This is a genomic window from Plectonema radiosum NIES-515 (assembly GCF_025753815.1).
GTDB classification, from domain to species: domain Bacteria; phylum Cyanobacteriota; class Cyanobacteriia; order Cyanobacteriales; family Nostocaceae; genus Hassallia; species Hassallia radiosum_A.
The window spans coordinates 16,902-28,010 of the sequence record NZ_JAOWRF010000388.1 but is presented as its reverse complement, the minus strand read 5'-3'; the positions used below and the strand labels follow the sequence as shown (position 1 = coordinate 28,010).

General features: G+C 41.7%; 10 protein-coding genes. 5 read left to right on the top strand and 5 right to left on the bottom strand.

Annotation, left to right across the window (positions count from 1 at the left end; genetic code table 11):
* A partial coding sequence (locus tag OGM63_RS27395; protein ID WP_263748885.1) for a CCA tRNA nucleotidyltransferase occupies nt 1–1,367 on the top strand: 1,367 nt, incomplete at its 5' end.
* On the opposite strand, the gene OGM63_RS27390 is transcribed toward OGM63_RS27395, so the two are convergent.
* Together OGM63_RS27390 and OGM63_RS27385 are read right to left on the bottom strand one after the other, a co-directional pair.
* Nucleotides 1,303–1,572: a type II toxin-antitoxin system HicB family antitoxin gene (locus OGM63_RS27390; RefSeq protein WP_263748884.1), complete on the bottom strand. Its 270-nt coding sequence runs from the start codon at nt 1,570–1,572 to the stop codon at nt 1,303–1,305. The genes OGM63_RS27395 and OGM63_RS27390 overlap by 65 nt on opposite strands.
* Before the next feature lie 242 nt (nt 1,573–1,814).
* The gene (locus OGM63_RS27385) at nt 1,815–2,099 is read right to left on the bottom strand and encodes a hypothetical protein (protein ID WP_263748883.1); all 285 of its coding nucleotides are present in this window, start codon (nt 2,097–2,099) and stop codon (nt 1,815–1,817) included.
* 459 nt (nt 2,100–2,558) lie between these two features.
* Here OGM63_RS27385 and OGM63_RS27380 point away from each other — a divergent pair, with 459 nt between their 5' ends.
* The 4 genes from OGM63_RS27380 (at nt 2,559) to OGM63_RS27365 (ending at nt 6,315) form a co-directional block, all read left to right on the top strand.
* Entirely contained in the window at nt 2,559–2,888 is a 330-nt protein-coding gene (locus tag OGM63_RS27380) for a DUF6825 family protein (protein WP_263748882.1), read from the top strand.
* 170 nt (nt 2,889–3,058) lie between these two features.
* Complete coding sequence (locus OGM63_RS27375) at nt 3,059–4,747, top strand: ABC1 kinase family protein (protein ID WP_263748881.1); 1,689 nt, start codon at nt 3,059–3,061, stop codon at nt 4,745–4,747.
* A gap of 19 nt (nt 4,748–4,766) precedes the next feature.
* Nucleotides 4,767–5,492, top strand: coding sequence for a Stp1/IreP family PP2C-type Ser/Thr phosphatase (locus tag OGM63_RS27370; protein WP_263748880.1), 726 nt, complete (start codon nt 4,767–4,769; stop codon nt 5,490–5,492).
* A gap of 625 nt (nt 5,493–6,117) precedes the next feature.
* Nucleotides 6,118–6,315, top strand: coding sequence for an NblA/ycf18 family protein (locus tag OGM63_RS27365; protein WP_029633700.1), 198 nt, complete (start codon nt 6,118–6,120; stop codon nt 6,313–6,315).
* Between the two features lie 413 nt (nt 6,316–6,728).
* Here OGM63_RS27365 and OGM63_RS27360 read toward each other — a convergent pair whose 3' ends face one another.
* The 3 genes from OGM63_RS27360 to OGM63_RS27350 form a co-directional block, all read right to left on the bottom strand.
* Nucleotides 6,729–8,282 (bottom strand): serine/threonine-protein kinase, encoded by a 1,554-nt coding sequence (locus OGM63_RS27360; RefSeq protein WP_263748879.1) that lies wholly within the window; start codon nt 8,280–8,282, stop codon nt 6,729–6,731.
* Between the two features lie 880 nt (nt 8,283–9,162).
* On the bottom strand, nt 9,163–9,609 hold the full coding sequence (locus OGM63_RS27355; RefSeq protein WP_263748878.1) for a hypothetical protein: 447 nt from the start codon (nt 9,607–9,609) through the stop codon (nt 9,163–9,165).
* 213 nt (nt 9,610–9,822) lie between these two features.
* Nucleotides 9,823–11,067: an anhydro-N-acetylmuramic acid kinase gene (locus OGM63_RS27350; RefSeq protein ID WP_263748877.1), complete on the bottom strand. Its 1,245-nt coding sequence runs from the start codon at nt 11,065–11,067 to the stop codon at nt 9,823–9,825.
* Nucleotides 11,068–11,109: the final 42 nt, after the last annotated feature.

Sequence of the window (11,109 nt, the reverse complement as noted above, 5' to 3'; positions counted from 1 at the left end):
GGAAGGGGAGAGGGGGGGAAAGTAATTTTAAGCTTTCTGAATTACAAGATAAACTTGCGCCACAACTTTGGAAGTTACTTACCATAGCATCAAAAGAGGCAGAAAAACGCGGTTGGCATCTTTATTTGGTTGGGGGTGCGGTGCGGGATTTGCTATTAGCTGAAGAATCCGCAAGTGCTTTGATGATTAAAGATATTGACATGGTAGTTGATGGCTTTCATAAATCAGCAGAAGTTGGTGCTGGTGTAGAATTAGCTTCATCGTTACAACGAGATTATTCGACTGCACGTTTAGAAATTCATGGTGCTTTTCAAACTGCGGCTTTGCTGTGGCATAATGACCCAGAATTGAATTCGTTATGGGTGGATATTGCCACCGCTAGAACTGAATTTTATCCTTATCCGGCGGCGAATCCGGAAGTAGAAGCGAGTTCGATTCGTCAAGATTTGTATAGACGAGATTTTACGATTAATGCGATCGCGCTACGATTAACTTCTCCCCGCGCTGGTGAATTACTCGATTTCTTTGGCGGTTTGTTAGATTTACAAGCAAAGCAAATTCGCGTTTTACACGTCAACAGTTTTATCGAAGATCCGACACGAATTTATCGCGGTGTTCGCTTTGCTGTGCGCTTTGGCTTTCAATTTGAACCACAAACTGAAGCATATATTCGTTATGCGATTAACAGTGGCATTTACGATCGCACGGCACAACAAAATAGCAAAACTCCGGCTTTACAAACTCGACTCAAAGCCGAATTAAAGCATATCTTAGAGGCGCCTTATTGGAAAGCTGCGTTGGAGTTACTCGACAATTTAGGAGCATTGCAATGCATTCATCCTACACTAAAGTTAGATGAAGAATTGTTGCGGCAATTACGTTTATTAGAACGCTGTTTGCGACGATTTGACACTGAGCAAAGTCTGATTCACTCTTCAATGCGTTTAGAAGCTATAATTTCGCACTTAATACCAGAATATCGCGGTAAAGTAGCAAAAAATCTGCAATTACAAGAAGATAGCATCAAAAGGTTAGAAAAATTAACATCGGCTGAAACTGAGGTGATGACATCATTACCAACTTTCCAGCGTCCCAGTCAAGTAGTGCAGTTGTTGCGAAAGTATGACTTACCAATGTTAATTTTAATTGCCGTGCGAAGTAAGCGAGTAGTAAGGCGGAAAATTTGGCAATATTTGACAGTATGGGCTAACATTCAGCCGATTTTGAATGGAAATGATTTAAGGAAGTTGGGGTATAAACCGGGACCGCAGTTTCGGGAAATGTTGGATGATTTGCTTGCTGCTACATTGGATGGAGTTGTAAGCGATCGCGCTTCTGCTGAAGAGTTTTTGTTGCAACGTTATTAAACATGACATTGACTATCTTGGAGTTTACAAGTGCCTGTTTTTCTGACTCTGATAAAGTTTCTAGATAAAGTTCAACTGCTTCAAAGATATTTTCTCTTACCTCTTCTAGAGAATCTCCTTGAGATTGGCAACCTGGAAGTTCTGGACAATAAGCACAATATCCATCCTCATCTTTTTCGATAATAATGTTTGCTTTGTAAAGCATATAAATAATTTCTTGCTTTGTTTAAGTTAAAATAATATCATCTAGATATAAAAAACAACAAATTATATGCGCTCGCGCTTCTATTGAATAGTTTTTATTGCAACATTATCATCTAAAAATATTTTTTCTAAATGATAGTCCCCGTTTACTTTTAGGTTCTATGTGGAATGATTATGCTAGCTTAGAAAGTTATGGTGATGGCAGAGTAATGGTATGTACCTTAAAAATGCTTGATGATAGGTTTACAAGAAACTGGCTTGAAAGTTGAGTTTACTATCCCAGTCTGCGATAACACTATCACGTATTAACTCTAATTCAGATGTTTCTTCAATATATAAATCCAAACCAGTACGTAAAATTCGATCTAGAGCTATCAAGCATTTTTGTTCATGTTTAGTAGTGCCGTTTCCATTAACGAAATCTCCTATAGGTTCAGTTACTTTAACTAAACGCTGAATAATTAAAAAAATATTGGAGTTATGTTTTTTATTTTTATCACCATTTATATTAGGTATTCCTGTTGCCATTTTATTCTTGCTGCTCTTTTTACCTATTGTTGCTTATTGAAAAATTAATTTAAGTCTTTCTGGTATGCTATTTTCTTAGTCGCACTTTTGTAGCATTAATATGGTTTGATAATAATATGATGAATCTTGTATCATAATATAGGGTTATTACGCAGTGAATTTGAGGAGTATTATCAAGAATTAATGGACAGGAACAATAAATAATGCCACTGAGACGAAGTGATTGGCGATCGCTCTTATCTGTCATTTTTTCCGGTAATCTCCCAAAAAAGTGGAGCAATCCCAGGTTTTTAGTCAGAGGCAAGTTCACCCTGTGCGACAACCGAGGCATACTTAAGCATAAATTAGGCTGTACCCATTGGTAGATGTCGCTTTCATCAAAGCCCAGTACTAAAAGCAGAAGCAGTAAAGCAGACAGGCAAGCTATAATTCTCTTGCGGATGAGCGTAACAAAAATTTATGAGTAACCCCCTTGTGCAAGCATTTTTCGTTGGTAGAGCGGTAGCGGAAATCCTGAATGAGCGTGTAGAAGTCGCTATAACCGACGCTTTGAGTGAACTTGGTAAATTTGATGCCGAAGCTAAAGAGCACCTGCGCTCCTTTACAGAAGAAGTTCTAGAGCGGGCAAATCAAGCAGCAGATGCAGCTGGTGCTGGTACATACACTACAGGAAGCACCCAAACTGGTTCTACTTCAGTTGATGTGCAAGCAACGATTGATGAACTGCGAGCGGATATTGCTCTGTTGCGAACCGAATTGCAACGATATCGCAGCAATTTTGCTGGGTAGGAGTTAGAAGTTAGGAGTTAGGAGTTAGGAGTTAGGAGTTAGGAGTTAGGAGTTAGTAGAACAACTAACAATTCAACAACTAACCACTAACAATTATTAAAAACAGTTTAGGAATCAGAGTGTCTTTTCTTCCTGGTAATTCAGTCAAAAACCAGCGGTATACACGGCATATGGAAAAGGGTTATTCAGATCAAGCATACCGTTGGAATCGCGATAACTACTCTAGTAGACGGCGCTTTGTAGACATTTGGGGTTTTGTCTTGACGTTGATGCTCAGGCTTTGGCTCTACAACAAATCTTGGAGTTATTCAGGTGGAGTGAGTGAGACAAAGCAAGCAGCCAGACGCAAGGCACAAGCGATTTGGATTCGCACTACCCTGTTAGATTTGGGTCCAACTTTTATTAAAGTTGGGCAACTTTTTTCGACTCGTGCTGATATATTCCCGGTCGAATATGTCGAGGAACTGGCAAAGTTACAAGACAAAGTGCCGGCATTTAGCTATGAGAAGGTAGAAGCGATTATCTCAGAAGAGCTAGGTAAGAAAATTCCCGAACTCTTTCACAGTTTTGAGCCGATTCCTTTAGCTGCTGCTAGTTTGGGACAAGTTCATAAAGCTGTGTTGCATTCCGGGGAATCTGTTGTTGTTAAGGTACAACGTCCTGGACTCAAAAAGCTTTTTGAAATTGATTTAAAAATTCTCAAGGGCATTACGCGTTACTTTCAAAATCATCCAAAATGGGGACGCGGACGAGATTGGCTCGGTATTTATGAAGAGTGTTGCCGCATTCTTTGGGAAGAAGTTGATTATCTCAATGAAGGTCGCAATGCCGATACTTTTCGCCGCAATTTTCGCAGCTACGATTGGGTGAAGGTGCCGCGAGTTTACTGGCGCTACGCTTCGCCGCGAGTGCTGACTCTAGAGTATCTCCCAGGTATTAAAATAAGTCAATACGAAGCTTTAGAAGCTGCGGGTATAGACCGCAAAGCTGTGGCTCGTCAAGGGGCTGAAGCTTATCTGCATCAGTTGCTGGATAATGGCTTTTTCCATGCCGATCCGCACCCTGGCAATATTGCTGTCAGTCCGGATGGTTCTTTGATTTTCTACGATTTCGGGATGATGGGGCGGATTAAGTCCAACATTCGTGATGGACTGATGGAGACGTTGTTTGGGATTGCTTCTAAAGATGGCGATCGCGTTGTTAAGTCTCTCATCGATTTGGGAGCATTAGCAGCAGTCGATGATATGGGACCTGTGCGGCGAAGTGTCCAGTATATGCTGGATCATTTCATGGATCAGCCCTTTGAGAATCAGTCTGTGGCGTCAATTAGTGACGATCTTTATGAAATAGCTTACGATCAGCCATTTAGATTTCCCGCAACTTTCACATTTGTCATGCGGGCTTTCTCTACTTTAGAGGGAGTCGGTAAGGGTTTAGACCCCGATTTTAACTTTATGGAAGTTGCCAAACCATATGCAATGCAGCTGATGACGAATATGAATGGTAATGATGGCAATAGTTTTCTCAACGAATTAAGTCGGCAAGCAGCTCAAGTCAGTAGTACCGCATTGGGACTACCACGTAGATTAGAAGATACACTAGAGAAGCTGGAACGCGGGGATGTGCGGGTACGCGTGCGATCGCCGGAAACAGATCGCCTGCTGCGCCGACAAAGCAATATTCAACTAGGAATAAGCTATGCTCTGATTATCAGTGGATTTACTGTTTCTGCTACGATTCTCTTAGTGAATCATAGCTATGTATGGTTAGCACTCCTTCCTGGTTTAATTGCTGCGGGAGTCTCAGTATTGCTGATTCGCCTGCTCTTACGCCTCGACCGTAATGACCGTATGTATTAATTGTTGGTTGCAAAATTTTATGAAACTTAACTTTACCGGTGTTAGTGACCCCGGACTTATTCGTTCTAATAACCAGGATGCTTACTATATTGACCCAGAAGGGCGATTTTTTCTAGTTGCTGATGGTATGGGTGGTCATGCGGGAGGTGAAGAAGCAAGTCGGATTGCTATTGGGCAAATTAAGGCATATTTGTCAGCAAATTGGGATTCTTCTAAGCCTTGCCCAGAATTGCTAGAGTCAGCTTTAAACCAAGCCAATGATGCGATTTTGCACGATCAGCAAGATCACCAAGAACGGGCTGACATGGGGACAACGGTTGTAGCGGTGATTTTTCGCTCTGGAGAACCACCTTGGGCAGCTCACGTAGGCGATTCGAGATTGTACCGTTTCCGCGATTCCAAATTAGCCCAGGTAACTGAAGACCATACCTGGGTAGCACGAGCAATTAAAGTTGGTGACATCACCCCAGATGAAGCCCGCACTCATCCCTTTCGTCATGTATTATCGCGCTGTTTGGGGCGTGACGACTTGCATCAAGTTGATGTCAGACAATTGGATATTCAATCAGGCGATCGCTTGGTATTGTGCAGTGACGGTCTGACAGAAGAGCTGATCGATGAAAAAATTGCTTATTACCTCCAAGAAAGCCCTTTAATTGACAAAGCTGCGATCGCTTTAGTTGAAGCCGCAAAAGAGCATGGCGGACACGATAATATCACCATTGTCATCGTCGCACTCGATTAAGAGAGTTAGGAGTTTGGAGTTTGGAGTTTGGAGTTTGGAGTTTGGAGTTTGGAGTTTGGAGTTAGGAGTTTGGAGTTTGGAGTTTGGAGTTTGGAGTTTGGAGTTTGGAGTTTGGAGTTTGGAGTTTGGAGTTTTAATTCCTCACTCCTCACTCTTAACTCTTTCCAAGTACATATACTCAGCATTTTGTTCAGCTTGAGCTTTTTTTTTCTTTACAACTTGATACAAATAAATTTAGCCTCTGGATTTACTTCAGAGGCTAGATTTATCTAATTTTGTTAATTGACATCTTGCACTTTCTCTGGTATAGCGAATATAATTCACGATTACAGCCTTTAATCGTCCCCTTTCCCGGAAAAAAAAGGAAGTTGTACCATTGCTACCAGCACAAAGAGTGAATATTTCCGAAATCTGCTTCAACAGACTTGGATTATATATCAGCAGGTGTAGATGCAAGATAAATCACCCCCAAAATACCTAACTTGGTATATGGTCAATCTGTCAAACAATTGTTATCTTTTTTAATACGGAGGAACAAATGGACGACAGTTTGATGTCCATCTACTAACCGATTAGGGCTTCTGTAAACGACATAACCTGTATCCGTTGTCTTTTGGAGTTAATTATGAGTCAGCCAATCGAATTATCCCTCGAACAGCAATTCAACATCCGCTCTTTTGCTACTCAAGTGCAGCACATGAGCCACGAACAAGCTCAAGACTTTTTGGTTAAGCTTTACGAACAAATGGTAGTGCGTGAAGCAACTTATAAAGAGCTTCTCAAGCATCAGTGGGGCTTAGATTCCGGTTCCGCTATGGCATAGAGTAGTTCTCGTGTCGCAGTGGGCGACCTCCTTCTCTTGCTCGGTTCCAAGGAGGAAAAAAGCTGGGGATGTTTGGGGCGTCAACTCGAGATTGCAATTCCAATCACACAATTAAAAGAGCGAAAACTCAACCAGAAAAGTATTACAAGTACATCAAGTATGTAGTTTCAACTGATTGTAGTTTTTCCGTTAGCTTTGCAGTGAATTCAATAAATTCATTACATTTGTTTTCCAGCGCCCATAGTCAAGATTACACGTTTTTACTTGCATTGATTCGCTTAATTCTCAATTCAAGCAAATCTTGCGTAGATCCAACCACAGTTTGCACTCGTCGATTTTTAACTTCACTATTTATATTTTTTATAACGATATCTTGCTTCTTACATATTTTGTTAACAAAAATTAATATTCAGTCAGATTGAAACTTCGTCGCAAAGGTCGAAGGGAGAATCTGTATCAATTACTTCCAGCTTTGCCAAAATTTGCGGCTTAATTTTTTCATACTCGTTTTTGAGTAAATTTTTACTAACTTGCGGATCGACAGATGACACAATAGTGGTGCTAATTGTTACCCATTTTTGAAGCCGTTGGCGTTGGGTGGGGGCGATGGTTGAAAGTTGGATATGAGCACAACTATGGGGAGCCTCCCGTGCAAAGAACAAAAGCCGATAGTGACCTGTATTACCTAGTAAGCGGGTAATTTCTTGACCAACACTTGTTTTGAGGTCGAGATAATAAGGCAGCCATTTAGCACCATGTTTGCGGTTGTAGATGACCGTAATCCACAGCAGCATCGGGTGCCCAGAAGTAATGAAAAGAAATTGATTGTAACGAGTACAAATTAAGCGATTTTCAATTTCCTGTTTGGGTAACATTATCCACAGAGCCGGACAAATATTGCCATTGACATGGACGGGTTGGGGAAAAACAATATCGGCATTCGGTTTATTTTGGGGCCAAGAAATAACGCGAGCCAGTTCATCGGTTGAGGAGGATAAGCGCGAATCTACCTTAGTCTTAGGCTCTAGAACTGTAAGCGCTTTAATTGAAGCTTGGATATCTTGCTGAGTCCGAAGACTGTAACTTTGTTCTAAAGATGCCAAAACTTTGAGGATTTCACTGATATTTTGGGGACGCGAATTAACTGTTTTGGCTAGACAACTCATAATCAAATTCTCCAACTCTTTTGGTACTAAGTTTTTGGGAGCTAATTCACTGAAAGAACGCGGTTGTTGATAGTGATGTACTTTATACCATGCTCCAAAAGAGTGTGTTGGTGCGGCTAGAGGCATTTTGCCCGTAAGCATTTCAAACATCATGACCCCCAAACTATAAATATCTGAGCGGTTATCAAGTTCTTTGCCCTCCATTTGTTCTGGAGAAGAATAAGCCAGCGTACCTAAATAGTAGTTAGTATGATTGCTATCTGATTGTAATAACTTAGCAATTCCAAAATCGAGAATCTTGACTAACTCGCCAAAACTAGGGTCAGTAATCACCACCATGTTGCTGGGTTTAATATCCCGGTGGATAATTGGGCAGACTTTACCATCAACTAAAATACCATTATGAGCACACTGCAACCCCAAGCAGATTTGCCGCGTCATACTTAAGAAACTTGGTAAAGTCATCTGTTGGTTACGAATGACATGGCTCAAGTTTTTTCCTTGCAGGTATTCCATAACGTAGAACGGGGTATTATTCTCATCTACCCCATAATCCATCACGCGAACAATGTGGATGCTTTTTTGCCCGACTAAAGCACAAGTTTTTGCTTCTTGCTCAAAGCGATCTTGCAATCCCATTTTTTCATTTTGAATTGATAAAGCGAGAAATTTAACGGCAACAGGTACACCTCCCAACAAAACATCTTTAGCACGATAAACCCGACCCATTGCTCCAGTACCAATTAACTCCTGAAGTTGGTAACGTTTGCACAAGTAACGACCAATGTTGGGGTCTGACATAAAAAATTCGACTTGAATGGAACTACAATCGGGTGTAATAGCTATCCCTGGGAAAAGTAAGTATATATACGGTTTTGAAAGTTGAATCAAAAAAAGCGATTAGTATATTTACTTTTGTATTTGGTACTATTCGGAACTTTGATTCTAATTTATTTTGCCCAATCTTCACCCAATAATTATTAATCATTAGGGATTTTTGGTTGTTATCCCTATGCTTGCCACTATCAGCAGAGAAAAAGAAAAAAATGTAAGTATTACCGCAAAATCATTTTGCTCAAAGCTACTAAATTACTTCTTGAAAGCTATTGTAGCGATCGCTTACAATAGTAAATCTCTTTATTTTGCCCACTAAGAAGGCGGCGTAATATACCTTTATGGAAGTTAGAATCAAAATAACCTTTGAGGTAAACAATAGAAAGGTCTTGGGCTAGGATTGCCAACCCCAGAAACTTTTTTGACTTTTGTTCACAATACTTTAATTTACAAATAACTAGCAGTGTTTCTACGGTATATCGCTTCAAGGTATCGTAATTATGCTGAGGTTATTTTTTGATTTTGCATAGCCTGGTTGTCCTCAGAAATATAAAAGATTGAGCAAGCGATCGCCTGAATCATACAAGAGGAGTAACCAATGTCTAACCGTTTGAAGAGTTTCGCCATAGCTACTTTAGTGTTTTCACTGACTGTAATACAATACGGTTGGTGTTAAACCCAAAATACGAACGTAGAGACGCGAAATTTCGCGTCTCTACAGGTTTCGCGTCTCTACAGGTTTCGCGTCTCTACAGGTTTCGCGTCTCTACAGGTTTCGCGTCTCTACAGGTTTCGCGTCTCTCCAGGTTTAAAATCAGTACCAAAAATCCTTAAGACCACTGCCCAATTATGTTGGCTGACGCTCTAAGCTGGCTTCCATTGTGCTAGTTAAAAAATGACTGGCAAGGATGCCACTGGTTAGGTAATAGCTATCATCATTTATGCGGTGTAGGGTTTCAAAGCCACTGCGACGTTGGCGATCGCTTAATACCCAATAACGCTGCACAATTGTATCTTGAGCAATCCAGCCCTCACCTTCAACCTGCCCCAAAAGATTATGCTGTAGTAAAAAAGTATACTGACGCTCTCCATCATGAAGACGCCCTTTGTAGAGGAAAGAAATATCAGAGCGATCGCTATCTATAAATATCAGCTTTGTTGCCATCGTGAACCAGTTATCTCGATTCCAAGCTACCAAGGTCATACCCTTGACGCTGATTGGCATTCCGTTGCGTTCCAGCCAACTTCCTTGCATCCTCCAGCGTCCTGGTTCTAATAAAAAAGTATGAGCCACCTTGTACGATCCTTGCCGAGTGCAAATTGAGTACAGTATAGTCGCAGTGTGGGGAGTGGGGAGTGGGGGAGTGGAGTTAAGAGTTAGGAGTTAGGAGTTAGGAGTTAGGAGTTAGGAGTTAGGAGTTAGGAGTCAAAGTTTACCTCTGTCCCCCTTGTCCTCCTTGTCCTCCTTGTCCTCCTTGATCACGCAGTCCCAATTACCCATTACCTATTACCTATTAATTTCTCCTAAAAGCACTTCTTGACTGGCACCTGTGGCTGTTGGTAGGTTGCCGGGGATGCCTAAGTTTCGCCAATATGCTAAAACTGCGAAGGCGATCGCTTCTTTAAAATCGGCACTCAACCCGACTTCATCTGTGGTTAATACGGGGATTGATTGTAACAAAATCTGCAACCGACGCTTCAAATAAAGATTGCGACTACCACCACCACATAAAAATACTTTTTGTGGCATTTGCGGAAGAAATGTGCGGTAATTGTGAACAATTGAAACTGCGGTTAGTTCAGTAATAGTTGCTAGTAGGTCAGCAGAACTGAGTTGATATATTTCTGCGTCTTTTAAACACTGATGCAGGTAAGCAACGCCGAATAACTCTCTACCAGTGGATTTCGGCGGCGGTAAATGAAAGTAGTCTTGATTTAGCCATTGTTCTATTAATGGATGGCAGGGTGTGCCACTGGCTGCCCAGTCGCCGTTTTCATCGTATGTTTTCGCACCGGCAGTTAAATGATGTACCGCCAAATCTAATAAGCTGTTTCCTGGTCCTGTATCCCAGCCGAGAATTTTTTCGAGCCAGTTGTCACGACGAGGTGGTATGTAAGCAACATTACCAATACCGCCGATATTTTGAATACAACGCCCTTCTTGAGGATGACTGAGCAAATAGGCATCTACTCTAGGTACGAGGGGCGCACCTTGACCACCTGCGGCGATATCAGCGGCGCGAAAGTTACTGATAGTGGTAATACCTGTCACATGGGCAATGACAGCACCCCGTCCGAGTTGCAGGCTGTAACCTAAGGAGTGGGGAGTGGGGGAATGGGGGAAGCGTGGTGATGAGGAAGAAATTCCCCCCTGTTTCCTTGTCTCCCTTGTCTCCCTTGTCTCCCCCTCCCCCCCTCTCCCTCTCCCCCCCTCTCCCCCCGGTGGTCGGTGATAAACTGTTTGACCGTGAGAGCCAATCAAAGAGGCTGGCTTGTGACCGTTTTGGATATTTTGGGCATTATTGGCAAAAGCGAGGGCGATCGCATCATCTAATTCTGCTAATTCTGCCATTGAGATGCTCTCTCCAGCACAAACTGCTAAAATTCGCTCTCTAAGTTCTGCCGGATAGGGATATGTTTTGCCTGCTAACAACTCAATTTTCAGATCCAAATCTGTTCCGGAAATATCTACTAAGGCAGCGTCTATACCATCTACCGAGGTGCCACTGATTAAACCGATTACATAAGTCATTTTATTTGGGATTTTGGATGAAAGGATTTTTAACCGCAGATG